Raw genomic sequence first — 18,859 nt, 5'->3', positions numbered from 1 at the left:
GGACCGTTCCATGGCGCCCGGTGGGAACCGCGGCTGGCTGCTCCGGCTCGTCCTCGCCTTCGGCTTCGCGCAGGGCGCGGTGTCGATGGCCCGGCCCGCCGTCTCCTACCGGGCGCTCGCGCTGGGCGCCGACGAGCGGGCGGTCGGTGTCATCGCCGGCGTGTACGCGCTGCTGCCCCTGTTCGCCGCCGTACCGCTCGGCCGGCGCACCGACCACGGCCGCTGCGCGCCGCTGCTGCCGGCCGGCGTGGTCCTGATCTCCGGCGGCTGCGCGCTCAGCGGACTGGCCGGCTCCCTGTGGGCCATGGCCCTGTGGAGCGGGGTGATGGGCCTCGGTCACCTGTGCTTCGTCATCGGCGCCCAGTCGCTGGTCGCCCGCCAGTCCGCGCCGCACGAACAGGACCGCAACTTCGGCCACTTCACCATCGGTGCGTCCCTCGGCCAGCTCATCGGCCCGGTCGCCGCCGGCGCCCTGATCGGCGGCTCCGACCGGGCGCACAGCAGCGCCCTCGCCCTGGTGGCGGCGGGCGCGGGCGCGGCGGCCGCCTTCGCCTCGCTGTGGCGCATCGAGGACCGTACGGCCGTCACGTCCCGCGTGCCGGACGGCGATCGGGTGCCGGTGGGCCGCATCCTGCGCGCCCGGGGCGTCCGCGCGGGCATGCTGATCAGCCTCTCCGTGCTGTCCGCGACGGACGTCCTGACCGCGTACCTCCCGGTGGTCGGCGACCACCGGGGCATCGCGCCCTCGGTGGTCGGCGTCCTGCTGAGCCTGCGCGCGGGCGCCACGATCGCCTGCCGGCTGGTCCTCACCCCGCTGCTCCGGCTGCTCGGCCGCCCCGCCCTGCTCACTCTCACCTGCCTGCTCGCGGCCCTGCTGTGCGCGGGGGTGGCGCTGCCGGTGCCGGCGTGGGCGCTCGGGGCGATGCTCACGGTCCTGGGGTTCTGCCTGGGGGTGGGTCAGCCGCTGTCGATGACGACGGTGGTGCAGGCGGCGCCCGAGGAGGCCCGCTCCACAGCGCTCGCACTGCGCCTGACCGGCAACCGGCTCGGCCAGGTGGCGGCGCCGGCCGCCGCGGGCCTGGTCGCGGGCCTGGCCGGGGTGGCGGCGCCGTTCGTGATGCTGGGCGCGTCGCTGCTGCTGTCCGCGGGGGTGGCGGTGCGGTCGCCGCTGGCACCCGAGAAGCCGGGGCGGGCGGCCGGGCAGGAGGCCGGGCGGCCGGGATTGCGCCGCACGAGCGATCTCTGACGACGCGCCGGGTGTCGGGTCGTCAGATGGTGGGCGCATCAAGCACAGTCCAGGCGAAAGAGCGATTTGTATGAAAATCGTCTGACGCGGAGGAATGTGCATGCCCACCCTGACATCACCACGTGTTTCCGGGCCCCGCGCGGGCGCCGCTGTCGTCCTCACCGCCCTCGCCGCGGCGGGCGTGTCGTGGGTGGTGGCACCGACCGCGGCCGCCCTCGGGGAGAACGGCGACATCAGGATCCAGCCCGTGGGCGACCACCCCGACGAGGGCACCGACGCCCCGGTGGTGTGCAAGTTCCGGCTGGACGCCGTCAACTTCGACTCACTGCCCACCATCGCCTACACCATCACCCCGCAGCCTCCGCTGCCCACCGCGGCCACCACCGCCGGCACCATCCAGCTCGGCGGGGGCTCCGGCCGCACGGACGTCATCGGGCTGGCCGACGGGCAGTACACGCTCACCTGGATCGTGGGCACTCCCAGCATCACCAAGGAGAAGATCTTCCGGGTCAGCTGCCGCGGCCGCAGACACGAGGAGCGGCCCGGACCGGGCGGGGCGATCGCCGACGACCACCGTGACGACCACCGCGACGACGGCGCATGGGGCCGGGGCGACCACGGCGACCCGCGCGGCGGCGTGCACGCGGGCGGCGGCGGCCTGATCGACAAGGCCGCGGCCTACACGCCGGTGGCCGCCGCGGGCGCCGTGGGCCTCACCGCTATCGGCGGTGCCGTGTACTTCCGGCGCAGCCGCCGGCGGCCCCATGGCGCCGCGTAGGCGGAGGAGAAGGCCCTGGTACCGGACCCGCGCCTACCGACTCGCCAGGACGGCCCTGCTGGTCACCGTCCTGGTGACGGTCACCGGCCGGTGCGGGGGGCACGGCGGGGGCGGCGGCCCCGACGCGGCGGCGGCCGCCGGCCCCGGGTCCGCGCAGTCCGACGGGCGCCCCACGCCCCCGCCCCGCCCGCTGCCCCGGTCCCGGCCGACCTCCTTCCGCATCCCCTCGCTCGGGGTCACGGCCCCGGTCCAGGGCGTCGGTCTGGACCAGGAGGGGCGCCTGGAGACACCGCCCGTCGACCAGCCCAAGCTGGTCGGCTGGTACGAGGGCGGCGCCACCCCGGGTGAGTCCGGCACTGCGATCGCCGTCGGCCACCGCGACACCACCACCGGTCCCGCCGTCTTCGCGGCGCTCGCCTACGTCAAGCCCGGCAAGCCCATCGAGGTCCGCCGCGCCGACGGCCGTACCGCCGTGTACACCGTGGACCGGGTGAAGGTCTTCGACAAGACGGGCTTTCCGGACAAGGAGGTCTACGGCCGCACCCGGCGCCCCGAACTGCGGGTGCTGACCTGCGGCGGCTTCTACAGCCGGCGGACCGGCTACACGAGCAACGTGGTGGTCTTCGCCCACCTGACCGCGACCAAGTGAGCCGGCCGTGCCGCACGAGTCTTCCCCCCGCCGGGCACATTCCGTTAACTTCCGTGACCGACAGGCCCCGTTCGACCCGCACGGGGCCTTCGGACCACGGAGCGGCGTAGCTCCGGACCCCGGGGGCGGCAGCCATGACACGCGCCATCGCACTGCACGACGTGAGCAAGGCCTACGCACGCGGCCCACGCGTGGTCGACGGGCTCTCGCTGGACATCGCTCCCGGCGAGTTCCTGGTCCTGCTCGGACCGTCCGGCTGCGGCAAGTCCACCGTGCTGCGGATGATCGCCGGGCTGGAGGACATCGACGAGGGCGAGCTGCTGCTCGACGGCGAGTACGCCAACGACTGGCTGCCCTCCGAGCGCGGCATGGCCATGGTGTTCCAGAACTTCGCCCTCTATCCGAACATGACCAGCGCCGACAACATCGGCTTCCCGCTGCGCATCGAGGACCCCGGCGCCGACCCCCGCCCGCGCGTCGGCGCCACCGCCCGCATGCTCGGCATCGAGGAACTGCTCGACCGCTTCCCGAGCCAGCTGTCCGGCGGAGAGCGGCAGCGGGTGGCGATGGGCCGGGCCATCGCACGCCGCCCCTCCGCCTTCCTGATGGACGAGCCGCTGTCCAACCTCGACGCCAAGCTGCGCAACCATCTGCGCGCCGAGATCTCCCAGCTCACCAGGGAGCTGGGCGTCACCACGGTGTACGTCACCCACGACCAGACCGAGGCGATGTCGCTGGGCGACCGGGTCGCCGTACTGCGCGGCGGAGTGCTCCAGCAGGTCGGCACCCCGCGCGCCGTCTACGCACTGCCCCGCAACGTCTTCACCGCCGCCTTCATCGGCACCCCGCGCATCAATCTGCTGCGCGGTCTGGTGCGGGCCCCGCTGGACGGCGCGATGACGATCAGCCTCGGCAAGCAGGCCCTGCGGCTTCCCGAACCCCTGTCCCTGGACCACCAGTTGCTGCGCGTGCAGCAGGGCCGCGAGGTGATCGTGGGGCTGCGCTCGGAGGCGGTCCGCATCGCCAAGCACAGCGCCGCCCGGCCGGGCGAGGTCGCGCTGACCGGTCTCGTGGAGCACGTGGAGTTCCAGGGCCACGAGATGCTCGTGCACTTCGACACCGGCTCCCGGCCCGCCGTCGTACCCGAGCTGGAGGCCCCGCGCCCCGCCGCCCGGCCGGTGCGGCGGCGCCGCAGGGAGGGCCCGAACGTGCTGGACCGGCTGCTGGAGCGGGCGGGTTCGCGGCGCGCCGGTCCGGTGGTGACGCTCGACCACCCCGGGGACGCCGAGCCCGAGCGCGAGCCCGCACCCCCGGAGGGCCGGCTCCCCGGCGACCTGGTGGTCCGCACCACCCCCGACCTCCGGCTGCACCACGGCATGCAGGTCCCGCTCCTGGTGGACCTCGCCCATCTCTTCGTCTTCGACCAGCAGGGAGAGCGCATCTGCCCGTCCCCCGACCGGCTGCCCGACCTGGACGAGTGAGCCCCGGCACAGGCGCGCGTGAGCGCCGGCCGCCCCGGCGATGATGTCCTGGTACCTCTGGCGCCAGAAAACTAACATCGCTAGTTTGTGTGCCGGACGACGCAGACCCGCCGGGAGGAAGCAGCATGAAGGCACACGACGGCCTCTACATCGACGGGGCCTGGCGCCCCGCCGAATCCACGGACGTCATCGAGGTCGTGAACCCCGCCGACGAGCAGGTCATCGCGAGCGTGCCGGCCGGCGGCGCCCTGGACGTCGACACCGCCGTAGGCGCCGCCCGCGCCGCCCTGCCCGGCTGGTCGGCCACGCCCCCGGCCGAGCGCGCCGCCCGCCTGAGCGCCTTGCGGGACGTCCTCGCGGCCCGCAAGGACGAGATCGCCGAGACGGTCACCGCCGAACTGGGCTCCCCCCTGCAGTTCTCCCAGGCCGTGCACGCGGCGGTGCCGATCGCGGTGGCCGGCTCCTACGCAGAGCTGGCCGCGACCCACTCCTTCGAGGAGAAGGTCGGCAACTCCACCGTCCTGCACGAGCCCGTCGGCGTGGTCGGCGCGATCACGCCCTGGAACTACCCCCTGCACCAGATCGTCGCCAAGGTGGCCCCCGCGCTCGCCGCCGGCTGCACGGTCGTCCTCAAGCCCGCCGAGGACACTCCGCTCACCGCCCGGCTCTTCGCCGAGGCCGTCCACGAGGCCGGCGTGCCCGCCGGTGTGTTCAACCTGGTCACCGGGCTCGGTCCGGTCGCCGGCCAGGCCCTCGCCGAGCACCCCGACGTCGACCTGGTCTCCTTCACCGGCTCCACCGCCGTCGGCCGGCGGATCGGCGCGGTGGCGGGCGGGGCCGTCAAGAAGGTGGCCCTCGAACTCGGCGGCAAGTCCGCCAACGTCATCCTGCCCAGCGCCGACCTCGCCAAGGCGGTGAACGTCGGTGTCGCCAACGTGATGTCCAACTCCGGCCAGACGTGCAGCGCCTGGACCCGCATGCTGGTCCACCGCGACCAGTACGACCAGGCCGTCGAGCTGGCCGCCGCGGCCGCCGCCAAGTACGGCGACCGCATCGGGCCGCTGGTCAACGCCAAGCAGCAGCAGCGGGTGCGCGGTTACATCGAGAAGGGCGTCGCCGAGGGCGCCCGGCTGGTCGCGGGCGGTCCCGACTCCCCGCGCGAGAAGGGCTACTACGTCAGCCCGACCGTGTTCGCCGACGTCACCCCAGAGATGACGATCGCCCAGGAGGAGATCTTCGGCCCCGTCCTGTCGGTCCTGCGGTACGACGACGAGGAGGACGCCCTGCGCATCGCCAACGGCACGGTCTACGGCCTCGCGGGCGCCGTCTGGGCCGGCGACGAGGCCGAGGCGGTGGCCTTCGCCCGGCGCATGGACACCGGCCAGGTCGACATCAACGGCGGCCGGTTCAACCCGCTGGCCCCCTTCGGCGGCTACAAGCAGTCCGGGGTCGGCCGGGAACTCGGCGCGCACGGACTCAGCGAGTACCTCCAGACCAAGTCCCTCCAGTTCTAAGGAAGCACGCGACCCATGGCCGTACGAGCCGCCGTCCTGCCCGCCATCGGCGCACCCCTGGAGATCACCGGCATCGAGCTGCCCGACCCGGGCCCCGGACAGGTCCGGGTCCGCCTCGCCGCCGCCGGCGTCTGCCACTCCGACCTGTCCCTGTCCAACGGCACCATGCGCGTCCCGGTCCCGGCCGTCCTCGGCCACGAGGGCGCCGGCACGGTCGTGGCCGTCGGCGAGGGTGTCGCGCAGGTCGCCGAGGGTGACCCCGTCGTCCTGAACTGGGCTCCCTCCTGCGGCAGCTGCCACGCCTGCGCGCTCGGCGAGGTGTGGCTGTGCGCCAACGCCCTGAACGGCGCCGCCGACGTCTACGCCCGCACCGCCGACGGCACCGAGCTGCACCCCGGCCTGAACGTCGCCGCGTTCGCCGAGGAGACCGTCGTCCCCGCGTCCTGCGTGCTGCCGCTGCCCCAGGGCGTGCCCCTGACCGACGCCGCCCTCCTCGGCTGCGCCGTCCTCACCGGCTACGGCGCCGTCCACCACTCGGCGCGGGTCAGCGAGGGCGAGACGGTGGCCGTGTTCGGCGTGGGCGGGGTCGGTCTCGCCACCCTCCAGTCGGCCCGCATCGCGGGCGCGTCCCGCATCGTCGCCGTCGACGTCTCCCCGGAGAAGGAGCAGCTGGCCCGCGCGGCCGGCGCCACCGACTACGTCCTCGCCTCCGAGAACACCCCCCGGGAGATCCGCGCCCTCACCGGCAAGCAGGGCGTCGACGTCTCCATCGAGTGCGTGGGCCGCGCGGTGTCGATCCGCGCCGCCTGGGAGTCCACCCGCCGGGGCGGCCGTACGACGGTCGTCGGCATCGGCGGCAAGGACCAGGAGGTCACCTTCAACGCCCTGGAGATCTTCCACTGGGGCCGCACCCTGTCCGGCTGCGTCTACGGCAACAGCGACCCGGCCCGCGACCTGCCGTTGCTCGCCGAGCACGTACGGCAGGGCCGCCTGGACCTCTCCGCGCTCGTCACCGAGCGCATCGCCCTCGACGGCATCCCGGCCGCCTTCGAGAACATGCTCGCGGGCAAGGGCGGCCGCGCGCTGGTGGTCTTCTGACGGCTCAGCCGGCCTTCTCGGACGTCTCCGGGCGCGGCTCCTCACCGGCCGCGCCCCGGACCGTCCGGCCCCCGCGCGCCCGGAACAGCGCCCCGAAGGTGCGCGGGGAACTGCGCGAGCAGCCACGAACGAACCGCGCCCGGCAGCCCACAGGACCCGCCGCCCCAGTGGCCGCCCTCAGCTCAGGGCACTGGAAGGAATGCCCAGCAGCGCCGATAGCTCCCGCTCCCCCGACGGAGTCACCTTCACCGCCCGCTCGGAGCCGATCCGCACGCACCACCCCGCCTCCAGCGCATGCCGGCACAGCGCCGCCCCCGCCGCCCCCGCGAGATGGGGCCGCCGCTCGGTCCAGTCCAGGCACGCACGGGCCAGCGGACGCCGGCCCGGGACCTCGAGCGGTATCCCGACCGCGCCGAACCACTCCAGCCCCGCGTCCGTCAGCGCGAACCCCGTGTCCTGCCGCAGCAGCCCCCGCAGGGTCAGCGCCTCGGTGACCGCGATCCCGAGCCGCCCGGCGAGATGGTCGTAGCAGGTACGGCCCCGGGCCATGGCCGATCCGGCGCTCGACTCGCGCAGGCTGCGCGGAGGGCGCTTTCCGGCCGCCGGAGGCAGCTGTGCCGCGAGGTCCTCCACGAGCTGCGCCACATGCGCGTCGGCCAGCCGCACATACCGGTGCCGGCCCTGCCGCTCCTCGGCGAGCAGGCCTCCGGCGACCAGCTTGCCCAGATGCTCGCTGAGCGTCGACGCGGCGACCCCGGCGCGCCGGGCCAGCTCGCCGGCGGTCCAGGCCCGCCCGTCGAGCAGCGCCAGCAGACAGGTGGCCCGGGTCTCGTCGGCGATCAGGGAGGCCAGCGCGGCGAGGCCCGCGGCCTGCGCATCCTTGGCGGTCATGCGTCCAGCATGCGGCAGGAACACTTCGGTCGTCGCCGCATCATCCGCGCACGCTCTGCCGCACCTGCTGGTACTGCTGCGCCAGCCCGTCCAGCAGCGCCGCCAGACCCGTCTCGAAGGCCCGCTCGTCGATCTTCTCCTGCTGCTCGGCGAGCAGATGGGCCTGGCCGAGATGGGGGTAGTCGGCGGGGTCGTACGCGCTCGCGTCGTCCACGAAGCCCCCGGCGAACGAGCCGAGCGCGGAGCCCATGATGAAGTACCGCATCAGCGCGCCGATGGAGGTCGCCTGGGCGGGCGGCCAGCCCGCGTCGACCATCGCGCCGTAGACCGCGTCGGCGAGGCGGAGCGCGGCGGGCCGGCGGCCGGGGCCGCGCGCCAGGACCGGGACGATGTTCGGGTGGTCGCGCAGGGCGGCCCGGTAGGAGACGGCCCAGTCGTGCAGCGCGGTGCGCCAGTCGCGGCCGTCCTCGAACATCGACAGGTCCACCAGGGAGCTGACCGAGTCGGCGACCGCCTCCAGGATCTCGTCCTTGGTGCGGAAGTGGTTGTAGAGCGAGGGCCCGCTGACCCCCAGTTCGGCGGCGAGCCGGCGGGTGGAGACGGCCGCCAGTCCCTCCCGGTCCACGAGGTCCCGGGCCGTCTCGACGATCCGGTCGGTGCTGAGGAGGGGCTTGCGCGGTCGGGCCATGGCGCACATAGTAGGGCTGCGGCTGTAAACTAGCAGTGCTAATTTAAATGTACGTCTTTCAAGATCTGTCCCGGATCCCTTCCCCGGATCCGTTCTTCCTGTGGGGTGATCGCGTGGTGAACCTGGAGCTGAGCGAGGAGCAGGCCGCCGTACGGCAGCTCGCCCGGGACTTCGTGCAGCGCGAGATCGCCCCGCACGTCGTGGCCTGGGACCGCGCCGAGGAGGTCGACCGGGGCATCGTGAAGAAGCTCGGCGAGGTCGGCTTCCTCGGCCTGACCGTCGACGAGGAGTACGGCGGCTCGGGCGGCGACCACCTCGCGTACTGCCTGGTCACCGAGGAGCTGGGACGCGGCGACTCCTCCGTGCGCGGGATCGTGTCCGTCTCCCTCGGGCTCGTCGCCAAGACGATCGCCGCCTGGGGAAGCGAGGAGCAGAAGCGGCGCTGGCTGCCGGGGCTGACCGCCGGGGAGTACGTCGGCTGCTTCGGCCTGACCGAGCCCGGCACCGGCTCGGACGCGGGCAACCTCGCCACCCGCGCCGTACGCGACGGCGACGACTACGTCGTCAACGGCACCAAGATGTTCATCACCAACGGCACCTGGGCCGACGTCGTCCTGCTCTTCGCCCGCTCCACCGACGCCCCCGGCCACAAGGGCGTCTCCGCCTTCCTGGTGCCCACCGACACGCCCGGCCTGACCCGCCGCACCATCCACGGCAAGCTCGGCCTGCGCGGCCAGGCCACCGCCGAGCTCGTCCTCGAAGACGTCCGGGTGCCCGCGTCCGCGATGCTCGGAGAGGAGGGCAAGGGATTCTCCGTGGCCATGTCCGCGCTGGCCAAGGGGCGGATGTCGGTGGCCGCGGGCTGCGTCGGCATCGCGCAGGCCGCACTCGACGCGGCCGTGCGCTACGCCGGTGAGCGCGAGCAGTTCGGCAAGCCCATCGCCCGCCACCAGCTGGTGCAGGAGCTGATCAGCGACATCGCCGTCGACGTGGACGCCGCCCGGCTGCTCACCTGGCGGGTCGCCGACCTGATCGACCGCGGCCGGCCCTTCGCCGTCGAGGCCTCCAAGGCCAAGCTGTTCGCCTCCGAGGCCGCCGTCCGCGCCGCCAACAACGCCCTTCAGGTCTTCGGCGGCTACGGCTACATCGACGAGTACCCGGCCGGCAAACTCCTGCGCGACGCCCGCGTGATGACCCTCTACGAGGGCACCAGCCAGATCCAGAAGCTGCTCATCGGCCGCGCCCTGACCGGAGTGTCGGCGTTCTGAGCGGCCGGCCTGAGTACGCCGCCGGTATCCGGTCTGAGTATCCGTGCGGATGTGGCGCGGGCCACGTCCGCCGATGCTCTTCCCATGAGTGACACACCGGTCAAGCAGCAGAGCACGGCCGCCTTCTACGGCCAGGCCGTCGCCTCCTTCGCGGTCGCCATGTCCGCCACGGCCATCGGCATCTACCAGCTCGACACCAGCGCCTGGGTCCGGGGCTTCCTCGCCATCGCGGTCCTCTACCTGGTCACCTCCGCCTTCACCCTCGCCAAGGTGATCCGGGACCGCCAGGAGGCCGGGCAGATCGTCAGCCGGGTCGACCAGGCCCGGCTGGAGAAGCTCCTCGCCGAGCACGACCCCTTCGAGAAGATCTGAGCAGGCATGCTAAGCGCTCGCTCACCGTCGGCGGTATGGTGGTGCTCCTGTCACCGAGAGGGGCGAGCGAGCGATGAGTACGGCGGAGGAGACGACCGGCGGCGAAGTGGAGCCGTGGGAAGAGGTCACCCCGGACGCGGCCCGGCGGCTGCTCGTCGCCGCCGTGGAGGCCTTCGCCGAGCGCGGCTACCACGCGACGACCACCCGCGACATCGCGGGCCGGGCCGGCATGAGTCCGGCCGCGCTCTACATCCACTACAAGACCAAGGAAGAACTGCTCCACCGGATCAGCCGGATCGGCCACGACAAGGCCCTCGACATCCTGCGCACCGCCGCGTGGCGGGAGGGCACCGCGGCCGAGCGGCTGGCCGACGCGGTCAGCTCCTTCGTCCGCTGGCACGCGGGGCGGCGCACCACCGCGCGGGTCGTGCAGTACGAGCTCGACGCGCTCGGCCCCGAGGCCCGCGCGGAGATCGTCGCGCTGCGCCGGCAGGTCGACGCCGAGGTGCGCGGGATCATCGAGGACGGCGTCGCCTCCGGCGAGTTCGACGTGCTGGACGTCCAGGGCACCACGCTCGCCGTGCTGTCGCTGTGCATCGACGTGGCCCGCTGGTTCAGCGTCAACGGCCCGTTCACCCCCGAGGAGGTCGGCGCGCTCTACGCCGACCTCGTGCTCCGCATGGTCGGGGCGAAGTAGCCGCGGCGGCTACAGGTAGTACCGGGCCACCGACTCCGCGACGCACACCGGCTTGTCGCCGCCCTCGCGCTCCACGGTGAAGGCGACGCTCACCTGCACGCCGCCGGTGACGTCCTCGACGCCGGTGATCTTCGCGGTGGCGCGCAGCCGGGAGCCGACCGGGACGGGGGCGGGGAAGCGGACCTTGTTGGTGCCGTAGTTCACGCCCATCTTCACGCCCTCGACCCGGATCAGCTGAGGCCCGAAGAGCGGCAGCAGCGAGAGGGTCAGGTAGCCATGGGCGATGGTCGTCCCAAACGGTCCCGCGGCGGCCTTCTCCGGGTCCACGTGGATCCACTGGTGGTCGCCGGTGGCCTCGGCGAACAGGTCGATGCGCTTCTGGTCCACCTCCAGCCAGTCGGTGTACCCCAGCTGCTCGCCGACGGCGGCCTTCAGCTCGTCGGGGGAGGTGAAGGTCCTCGGTTCTGCCATGTCCCGGCCTCTCGCTCGCGTCTCGCTCATCTCTAAGCAACTGCTTAGCATGGTCGGGTGCGGAGCCTGTGTCAACGGCACGCTGCCGCTAGGCTCGGTGGAGTGCCGCAGATTCCCGAGAAGATCCATGAGCTGACCGTCGGCCAGTTGTCCGCGCGCAGCGGCGCCGCGGTGTCCGCGCTGCACTTCTACGAGTCCAAGGGCCTGATCGGCAGCCGCCGCACGGCCGGCAACCAGCGCCGGTACAGCCGCGACACCCTGCGCAGGGTGGCCTTCATCCGCGCGGCCCAGCGGGTCGGCATCCCGCTGGCCACGATCCGCGACGCGCTGGCGGAACTTCCGGAGGAGCGGACGCCGACGCGGGAGGACTGGGCGCGGCTGTCCGAGAAGTGGCGCTCGGAACTCGACGAACGCATCAAGCAGCTGAACCGCCTGCGCGACCACCTGACCGACTGCATCGGCTGCGGATGCCTTTCGCTGGAGAACTGCGTGCTGTCCAACCCGGACGACGTGTTCGGCGAGCGGCTGACCGGATCGCGGTTGCTGGCCGAGGGCCGGTGAGACCCGGCTCCGGGGGAGAGGGGTACACCCCCGGCCGACCGGACCTCACTCGCACTCGGTGCCGTCCTTGCGCGTCAGGTACGCCGGACCGACCGCCTCGGCGATCACCCGTCCCCCGGTCACCGCGGTGTACCGCTCGACGGCGGCCCGTATCACCACGCGCTCCCGCAGATGCAGCCCCCGCCTGGACACCGTCGCCCGGCCGCTCGTGAACTCCGGCACCCGGCCGCTCGTGAACTCCGGCACCCGCTCGATGCCGTACGGCCCCGCGTCCAGCCGCGGCACCACCGTCTCGGCCGCCGTCCGCGCCAGGTCGACGTCCGCCGGCGCCCTCGGCCGGCACACGATCCCCTGCGACAGCTCGCCGCGCAGCCGTACCGGCTTGACCCGGTTGGCCTCGCCGCCCGCCGCCCGCCGCCCGCCGGCCGCCCGGTCAGCCCCAGCTCCTCGATCAGCCCGGGCGGCAGCACGGACTGCTCGGGGATGTAAACGCACGGGAATCGGGTGGAGCGAGCGGATGTGCCGCTGGTAGCGTCGGTCCCTTCGGCCGGCGGGGACGCCGGGCGCGGAGCAGGGAACGGGGGCCGAACTCCCATGCGCACGCCCGCACTTGCCGCCGCTCTGGCGGATGTCGACACCGTCTTCAACGGCTTCGCCAGTCCCACCGAGACCGGTTGCGAGCGCTGTTTCACGCCGGAGGAGACGGCCTGCCTGCGCACGCCGTACACCCGTCTTCCGCCCGGCCTGCTGAGCCGCTTCCTGCGCAAGGCGCCGGACCACTTCGACGACCACGCCGCCGTCATGCGGCGCCTGCTGCCCCAGACCGCGCACGCGATGGCGGACGGTGCCCTGGATGCCGTCGGGTGGGCGCCGCACGGGCTGGGCCGGGTGGACTGGCGGGCCTGGCCGGCCGAACAGGCGTCGGCCGTCGAGGCGTTCGTGCTCGCCTGGTGGCAGGACGTGCTCGCCGCGCCCGAGCCGCCGTACCCGGCCGAGGACGTCTTCGAGACCTGCGCCTCCATCCTGCGCACCACGACCCCGCTGCTCGAGCAGTGGCCGGCCGGTCCGGCCGCCGACGCGCACCTCGTGGACTGCGCCCGTGCCTGGCTGTACGACCTGGTCGACGACGAGTGGCCGCTGACCTGGTGGACCCCCGAGGACAAGGCCGCCGGGGTCGCCGAACTCCGGTCCTGGCTCGCCCGGCACGCTCCCGAGCGGCTGCGCGCCCGGGGCGAGAAGGACCTGGCGATCCGCGCCCGGCTCGTCGGGCTGCCCTACGACGAGCGCCGGCACGACCCGTACTGGACCAGCCCCTCGGCGACCAGCTGAGCGTTGCCGGACGCCCGCCGGCCGTCCGGCAGGAACAGGGTGTCCTCCAGGCCGATCCGGGTGCCCAGGCCGAGCCGGCCGGCCAGCCTCAGCACCGGCCAGGCGCCGCCCTCCTCGCCGTGCAGCAGCACCGGGCGGCCGTGGGCCGGGCCCAGGGCGGCGAGCAGTGAGCGCGCCGAGTCCTCGGCGGTCGCCGGGTCCGGGTCGGTCACCTCGGCCAGTACGCGCAGCACCCTCGGCCCGAGGGGCGAGGCCGCGAACCGGGCGGCGCCGTCGGTGCCGGACCAGATGCCCGCCTCCACGCCCACGCCCAGGGCGAGGAGCTGCCCGGCGACCGCTTCGGCGCCCGGCTCATGCCAGTTGACCGAGGCGAAGTCGGGCAGCACGGACCAGCTGCGCACCCGGGCGAGCCGGGCGGCGGGGTCGGGCTCCGCCCAGGCGCCGGTGGTCACACCGACCGGCACCCGCACCCGGGACCGTATCGCCTCCAGGGTCGCGGCGAGGACGCGCGGGGAGAGGGTGTCCCGCCCGCACGGCGTCTTCGGGTGGACGTGCACCTGCGTGGCCCCGGCCGCCACCGCCTGTGCCGCCGAACGGGCCAACTCCTCGGGCGACAACGGCACCACCGCGCCGTCGGCGGCCGAACGGCTTCCGTTGAGACACACCTGCACCATGCCCCGATGGTGCCAGGCGGCACCGACAGCCGGCCGGTACGCCGGCAGCGCAGGGGGCGCGGCACCCCCTGTACGCCCCCCTTCGAGAAAGTCCCCCGCCGGCCCGCGGCCCGGTGCTCAGGCCGACATCAGCAGTGCCCCCCGGCGGGCGGACTCCAGTGCCCGCGGGGTGAGGACCGGGCGCGGCACGAGGATGCCGCAGTCGGTGCAGACCGGACCGGAGGACGGCTCGTGGTCCAGGCCGTACCGCCAGACCAGTCGGTCGCCGTCGCAGACCGGGCAGGCGGAGCCCGGGTCCCGGTTCAGCGCGGTGATCAGCCGGCGCAGCACCTCCGCCAGCGGCTCGTGCGGGTGGACCCTCGGGTCGTCGCACCAGGCGACGCCGAAGCCGCCCCAGGTGAGCCGGTGCCAGTCGTCCACGCTGCCCGGCCGGCGCAGCCCGTCGTGCTTCTCCTTCCTGCGCCGCTCGGTGAAGTCGGTCTCGTAGGCGAGCCAGACGGACCGGGCCTCCTCCAGCTCCTCCAGTGCGGCCACGAGCCGCGCCGGGTCGGGGGAGCGGTCCTCGGGCCCGAAGCCCGCCCGGGAGCACAGATGGTCCCAGGTCGCCCGATGCCCGTAAGGGGCGAACTTCTCAAGGCACTTGCGCAGTGAGTACCGCCGCAGCGCCAGATCGCAGCGCGGATCTCGTACTTGTCTCGCCAGACTCCGGAAACCTGCCATCGCCCTGCACCTCCGTCACACCTGCACCTGTACTTCGGTCACTTCGGCGTCGTCGCACGGACGTCGCCGAATAGACGTATCGACAGGCGATTCGGCTCCATCTCTTCGTGTGGTCTTCTCGTGCGTTCTGCTTGCGGACTCCGGAAAGTGACGCATGTTCATCTTTAAACGTGGGGATACCGGCGGTAACGTTCGGCCACCTCTGTCGCTAGGAGCTGCCATGCCACGGCGAACCCCACGTATCACCCTGGACAGACTGAGAACGTCCCGCCGCTTCACCGGGTTCCTGAAGACGGCGTCCATATGCGTCCTCGTCGCCGGACTTCTCTCCCCCCTCACCCAGCAGGCGGCCGCCGCCACCGCCACCGCGCCGAACGACTACTGCGGCGGCCAGTGCTCGGACATCCTGCCGCCCGGCGAGAACGGCAACGCCACCCTCGCCCAGATCCTGCTCAACCAGGCCTTCGGCACCCAGCCCGCGCACGCCGAGGACCAGTTGGGTCCGTACGCGGGTCTGGCCACCGGCTACTCGGGCCTGACCGACTCGACCATCAACGGCTTCTTCAACGACGCGTCCTTCGGCGTCCCCTCCGACCAGGTCGCCTCCACCGAGAAGCCCGGCGGACGCGGCGACGTCACGATCGTCCGGGACAAGAAGACCGGTGTGCCGCACATCACAGGCACCACCCGGTACGGCACCGAGTACGGCGCCGGGTACGCGGCGGCCGAGGACCGGCTGTGGCTGATGGACGTCTTCCGGCACGTCGGCCGCGGCCAGCTGACCTCCTTCGCCGGCGGCGCCGCCGCCAACCAGGGCCTCGAGCAGCAGTTCTACCGCAACGCGCCCTACACCGAGGCCGACCTGCAGGCGCAGATCGACAACGCGGTCGCGAAGAACGGCGCCCGCGGGCAGCAGGCCCTCGCCGACGTCAAGGCCTATCTCGACGGCGTCAACGCCTACATCGACGCCTCCGACAGCGGCCGCTACTTCCCCGGCGAGTACGACCTCACCGGCCACAAGGACCCGATCACCAACGCCGGCACCATCGAGCACTTCAAGGTCACCGACCTCGTGGCGCTGGCCTCCGTCATCGGCTCCCTGTTCGGCTCCGGGGGCGGTGGCGAGGTCAACAACGCCCTCTCCCTGCTCGCCGCCCAGCAGAAGTACGGCGTCGAGGAGGGCACCAGGGTCTGGGAGTCCTTCCGCGAGCGCAACGACCCCGAGGCCGTGCTGACCGTCCACGACGGCCAGAGCTTCCCCTACGGCGGCAAACCCGCCGACGCCCAGGGCGAGGCCCTGCCCGACGCCGGCTCGGTCACCCAGGAACCGCTGGTCTACGACCGTACGGGCAGCGCCGCCACGGCCGCCGCCCGGAGCGCCTCGGCCACCGCGGCGAAGACCACGCTCGGCTCGGCCAGACGCGGCATGTCCAACGCGCTCGTCGTCAGCGGCAAGTACACCGCGAGCGGCCACCCGATCGCCGTCTTCGGGCCGCAGACCGGCTACTTCGCGCCGCAGCTGCTCATGCTCCAGGAGATCCAGGGCCCCGGCATCAGCGCCCGCGGCGCCTCCTTCGCCGGCCTGAGCATGTACGTCGAACTCGGGCGCGGCCAGGACTACTCCTGGAGCGCGACCACCTCCGGCCAGGACATCATCGACACCTACGCCGTCGAACTGTGCCAGGACGACCACCACTACCTGTACCGCGGCGCCTGCACGGCCATGGACCAGGTCGAGCAGAAGAACTCCTGGTCGCCGACGACGGCCGACAGCACACCGGCCGGCTCGTACACCATGCGGGTGTGGCGGACGAAGTACGGCCCGGTGGAGTACCGCGCGACCGTCGGCGGCAAGAAGGTCGCCTACACCACCCTGCGCTCGTCCTATCTGCACGAGGCCGACTCGATCATCGGCTTCCAGATGCTGAACGACCCCGGCTTCGTCAAGGGTCCTCAGGACTTCCAGGCCGCGGCCCAGCACATCAACTTCACCTTCAACTGGTTCTACGCCGACTCCCGGCACACCGCCTACTACAACAGCGGTGACAACCCGGTCCGGGCGTCCGGCGTCGACGCGGAGTTCCCGGTCTGGGCGCAGCCGGCGTACGAGTGGCGGAACTGGGACCCGGCCACCAACACCGCCGACTACACCCCGGCCTCGGCCCACCCCAACTCCGTCGACCAGGACTACTACATCTCCTGGAACAACAAGCAGGCCAAGGACTACACGACCGCGTCCTGGGGCGACGGGTCCGTGCACCGCGGCAACCTGCTCGAGGACCGGGTGAAGAAGCTGGTCGCGGCCGGCGGGGTGACCCGCGCCGAGCTGGTGCAGGCCATGGCCGACGCGGCCCTCGCCGACCTGCGCGCCGAGGACGTGCTGCCGAAGCTGCTGAAGGTGATCGACTCGTCCACGGTGACCGACCCCACGGCCGCCGCGGCGGTCGCCAAGCTGAAGGCGTGGGTGAACGCGGGCGCCAGGCGCACCGAGACGTCCGCCGGTTCGCACACCTATGCCGACGCCGACGCGATCCGCATCCTGGACGCCTGGTGGCCGCTGCTGGTCAAGGCCGAGTTCGAACCGGGCCTCGGCAGCGGTCTGTACGACGCCTTCACGAGCAGCCTGCCCGTCGACGAGGCGCCGTCCGCCGGACACGGCCCGACCGGCTCGCACGCGGGAAGCTCCTTCCAGTACGGCTGGTGGAGCTATGTCGACAAGGACATCCGGGCGGTGCTCGGGGAGAACGTGCGGGGCGGCCTCGCCGAGAAGTACTGCGGCAACGGCAGCCTCGGCGCCTGCCGGGACGTCCTGATCAGCACCCTGGACCAGGCGGCCGGGATGACCGCAGCGCAGGTCTACCCGGGCGACGACCAGTGCTCGGCCGGCGACCAGTGGTGCGCCGACTCGATCGTCCAGCGCACCCTGGGCGGCATCAAGCACGGAAAGATCAGCTGGCAGAACCGGCCGACGTTCCAGCAGGTCGTGGAGTACACGTCGCACCGGTGACCCGGCGTGGGCGCACCGGCACCGGCCGGCGGGTGCCGGCCGGCGCCGGTGGGCCCCTGCGGGTCCGGGCGGCGGGTCAGGTGATGCGGCCCGCCGCCAGAACCACCCGGGCCAGTTCGGGGTGCAGGATGTCGCTGTGTGCGCCGGCCGGCGGGCCGCCGCGGCGGACGACCGCGGCCGCGTCGACGTTGGCGCAGCCGCTCGCGGGAAGTTGGCCGGCCAGCGCCGCCGCGAGGTCGAGCCGTGCGGTCCCCGGCACCGCCTGCACCCCGTCGTGCCCCATCGCGCCCCACTCCGGTCCCAGCACGGCGGCGATCTCGTGGCCGAGACACGAGCGGTCGTCCCCGGCCAGCCGGGACGCCAGCGGATAGAACGTGCCGAGCGCCGTGTCGAAGTGGGAGTGGCAGCACACCAGCGGGCCGTCGATCCGCCGCTGCCGGCCGCGGAGCGCCCCCGCTCTGTCCGGGGCCTGCGGCAGCCGGTCCGCGAAGGCGTAGTGCGAGAAGGCGCCCTGGAGCAGGGTCACCGACTTCACCGTGCCCACCCCGTCGGGCAGCCCGAGCAGCGCGAACGACACCAGCCGGCCGCCGAAGCTGTGCCCGGCCAGATGCACCCGCACCCCGGGCGCCGCATCCGCCAACTGCCCGATCACCGGCCCGAGTCCGCGCTCGCCGACCGTGCCGGCCCGCCGTTTCATCGTGTAGTACGCGGCCTGCCGCAGCAGTTCCTTCGCGCCGTCCCAGGGGTTCGGGAGGCTGAAACCCTCACCCGGCGCGCCGGGCGAGGCGGCCGCCGCGAGCGCGCCGGCGAAGTCCGCGCAGGCGGTCGCCGGGTCCCCGGTGAACACGGCCGGCTCGCCGTCCTCGTCCGTGTCGGCAGCGCCCTGCCGCCGCCCGTCCTCGGCCAGCAGTGTGGCCAGCCGCCCGAACTCCCGCAACGCGCCGGTGCCGGCGGGCCGTTCGTCCAGCGTGCGGGCCAGCTGGTCGATCACCGAGGCCCGGCCGGGGAAGGCCGCGAGCAGCGCGCGCCGGGTGTCCTTGTCCAGCGCCGGACCGGAAGCGGCCCGGGCCTCCGTGGCGGCCACGGAGCGCGGGAAGTCCGGGATCGGCTCGTCGCTGAACCGCATCGACGGCCAGATCACCCCGACGTACCCGAGCCGGGCCCGGGGCGCGAGCGCGGGGACCGGAGCGAAGAAGCTCCGGTACAGCGCGGTCGCGCCCGAGCGGTCGTTGTTCCAGCCGTGGGCGAAGACGATCAGGTCACGGACGCCCCGCGCCGTGACCTGCGCCACCAGCCGGTCGCGTTCGGGGCCGTCCACGTCCCCGTCCGCGTCGAAGGTCAGCTCCCAGTAGGGAGTCACGCTCATCCCAGGATCCGCCATGCCAGGCTCCCTCGTCCCCCCGGAAACGATGCGT

General features: G+C 73.2%; 18 protein-coding genes and 1 pseudogene. 12 read left to right on the top strand and 7 right to left on the bottom strand.

The genetic code is table 11. The annotated features are described in order from the left end of the window. Positions 1 to 10 precede the first annotated feature (10 nt). The 6 genes from ACGFZN_RS21850 to ACGFZN_RS21825 all read left to right on the top strand — a co-directional run bounded on the left by ACGFZN_RS21850 (position 11) and on the right by ACGFZN_RS21825 (position 6,766). Entirely contained in the window at positions 11 to 1,246 is a 1,236-nt protein-coding gene (locus ACGFZN_RS21850; protein ID WP_393860124.1) for an MFS transporter, read from the top strand. A 100-nt stretch (positions 1,247 to 1,346) separates the two neighbouring features. Beyond that, complete coding sequence (locus tag ACGFZN_RS21845; RefSeq protein WP_393860123.1) at positions 1,347 to 2,024, top strand: hypothetical protein; 678 nt, start codon at positions 1,347 to 1,349, stop codon at positions 2,022 to 2,024. Continuing rightward, on the top strand, positions 2,011 to 2,673 hold the full coding sequence (locus ACGFZN_RS21840; RefSeq protein ID WP_393860122.1) for a class F sortase: 663 nt from the start codon (positions 2,011 to 2,013) through the stop codon (positions 2,671 to 2,673). The genes ACGFZN_RS21845 and ACGFZN_RS21840 overlap by 14 nt, the downstream gene beginning before the upstream one ends. A 134-nt stretch (positions 2,674 to 2,807) precedes the next feature. Further along, positions 2,808 to 4,154, top strand: a complete 1,347-nt coding sequence (locus ACGFZN_RS21835; RefSeq protein WP_393860121.1) for an ABC transporter ATP-binding protein — start codon at positions 2,808 to 2,810, stop codon at positions 4,152 to 4,154. Positions 4,155 to 4,279: 125 nt separating this feature from the next. After that, positions 4,280 to 5,668, top strand: coding sequence for an aldehyde dehydrogenase family protein (locus ACGFZN_RS21830; RefSeq protein ID WP_393860120.1), 1,389 nt, complete (start codon positions 4,280 to 4,282; stop codon positions 5,666 to 5,668). A 15-nt stretch (positions 5,669 to 5,683) separates the two neighbouring features. After that, positions 5,684 to 6,766 carry a Zn-dependent alcohol dehydrogenase gene (locus ACGFZN_RS21825; protein WP_393860119.1) on the top strand — a complete coding sequence of 361 codons (1,083 nt, stop codon included), beginning with the start codon at positions 5,684 to 5,686 and terminating at the stop codon, positions 6,764 to 6,766. Between the two features lie 177 nt (positions 6,767 to 6,943). On the opposite strand, the gene ACGFZN_RS21820 is transcribed toward ACGFZN_RS21825, so the two are convergent. Together ACGFZN_RS21820 and ACGFZN_RS21815 are read right to left on the bottom strand one after the other, a co-directional pair. Beyond that, on the bottom strand, positions 6,944 to 7,657 hold the full coding sequence (locus tag ACGFZN_RS21820) for an ArsR/SmtB family transcription factor (protein ID WP_393860118.1): 714 nt from the start codon (positions 7,655 to 7,657) through the stop codon (positions 6,944 to 6,946). Positions 7,658 to 7,697: 40 nt separating this feature from the next. Continuing rightward, the gene (locus ACGFZN_RS21815) at positions 7,698 to 8,345 is read right to left on the bottom strand and encodes a TetR/AcrR family transcriptional regulator (protein ID WP_393860117.1); all 648 of its coding nucleotides are present in this window, start codon (positions 8,343 to 8,345) and stop codon (positions 7,698 to 7,700) included. 116 nt (positions 8,346 to 8,461) lie between these two features. Between ACGFZN_RS21815 and ACGFZN_RS21810 the strand changes: the two genes are divergently transcribed. The 3 genes from ACGFZN_RS21810 (at position 8,462) to ACGFZN_RS21800 (ending at position 10,682) form a co-directional block, all read left to right on the top strand. Then, the gene (locus ACGFZN_RS21810; protein WP_393860206.1) at positions 8,462 to 9,613 is read left to right on the top strand and encodes an acyl-CoA dehydrogenase family protein; all 1,152 of its coding nucleotides are present in this window, start codon (positions 8,462 to 8,464) and stop codon (positions 9,611 to 9,613) included. Positions 9,614 to 9,697: 84 nt separating this feature from the next. Beyond that, on the top strand, positions 9,698 to 9,985 hold the full coding sequence (locus ACGFZN_RS21805; protein ID WP_069783954.1) for a YiaA/YiaB family inner membrane protein: 288 nt from the start codon (positions 9,698 to 9,700) through the stop codon (positions 9,983 to 9,985). Positions 9,986 to 10,058: 73 nt separating this feature from the next. Further along, the gene (locus ACGFZN_RS21800; protein WP_393860116.1) at positions 10,059 to 10,682 is read left to right on the top strand and encodes a TetR/AcrR family transcriptional regulator; all 624 of its coding nucleotides are present in this window, start codon (positions 10,059 to 10,061) and stop codon (positions 10,680 to 10,682) included. Between the two features lie 9 nt (positions 10,683 to 10,691). Here ACGFZN_RS21800 and ACGFZN_RS21795 read toward each other — a convergent pair whose 3' ends face one another. Continuing rightward, positions 10,692 to 11,153, bottom strand: coding sequence for a MaoC family dehydratase (locus tag ACGFZN_RS21795; RefSeq protein ID WP_393860115.1), 462 nt, complete (start codon positions 11,151 to 11,153; stop codon positions 10,692 to 10,694). A gap of 102 nt (positions 11,154 to 11,255) precedes the next feature. On the opposite strand from ACGFZN_RS21795, the gene soxR reads away from it, so the two are divergent. Further along, entirely contained in the window at positions 11,256 to 11,714 is a 459-nt protein-coding gene (gene soxR / locus ACGFZN_RS21790) for a redox-sensitive transcriptional activator SoxR (RefSeq protein ID WP_393860114.1), read from the top strand. 45 nt (positions 11,715 to 11,759) lie between these two features. Here soxR and ACGFZN_RS21785 read toward each other — a convergent pair. Next, positions 11,760 to 12,205, bottom strand: a pseudogene (locus tag ACGFZN_RS21785) (hypothetical protein); the annotation flags it as partial. Between the two features lie 103 nt (positions 12,206 to 12,308). On the opposite strand from ACGFZN_RS21785, the gene ACGFZN_RS21780 reads away from it, so the two are divergent. Then, a complete protein-coding gene (locus ACGFZN_RS21780; RefSeq protein ID WP_393860113.1) occupies positions 12,309 to 13,043 on the top strand; it encodes a hypothetical protein in 735 nt (244 codons plus the stop codon). Here ACGFZN_RS21780 and ACGFZN_RS21775 read toward each other — a convergent pair. Then, a complete protein-coding gene (locus ACGFZN_RS21775) occupies positions 12,989 to 13,717 on the bottom strand; it encodes a 3-keto-5-aminohexanoate cleavage protein (protein ID WP_393860112.1) in 729 nt (242 codons plus the stop codon). The genes ACGFZN_RS21780 and ACGFZN_RS21775 overlap by 55 nt on opposite strands. 117 nt (positions 13,718 to 13,834) lie before the next feature. Further along, positions 13,835 to 14,437: a hypothetical protein gene (locus ACGFZN_RS21770; RefSeq protein ID WP_393860111.1), complete on the bottom strand. Its 603-nt coding sequence runs from the start codon at positions 14,435 to 14,437 to the stop codon at positions 13,835 to 13,837. A gap of 220 nt (positions 14,438 to 14,657) precedes the next feature. Between ACGFZN_RS21770 and ACGFZN_RS21765 the strand changes: the two genes are divergently transcribed. Next, positions 14,658 to 17,444: a penicillin acylase family protein gene (locus tag ACGFZN_RS21765; RefSeq protein ID WP_393860110.1), complete on the top strand. Its 2,787-nt coding sequence runs from the start codon at positions 14,658 to 14,660 to the stop codon at positions 17,442 to 17,444. Between the two features lie 76 nt (positions 17,445 to 17,520). Here the strand turns inward: ACGFZN_RS21765 and ACGFZN_RS21760 are convergent, their stop codons facing one another. Further along, complete coding sequence (locus ACGFZN_RS21760; protein WP_393860109.1) at positions 17,521 to 18,825, bottom strand: serine-threonine protein kinase; 1,305 nt, start codon at positions 18,823 to 18,825, stop codon at positions 17,521 to 17,523. Positions 18,826 to 18,859: the final 34 nt, after the last annotated feature.

The sequence above is a fragment of the Streptomyces sp. NPDC048192 genome (assembly GCF_043202415.1).
Taxonomy (GTDB): Bacteria; Actinomycetota; Actinomycetes; order Streptomycetales; family Streptomycetaceae; genus Streptomyces.
This window is presented reverse-complemented; position numbering and strand designations above follow the sequence as displayed.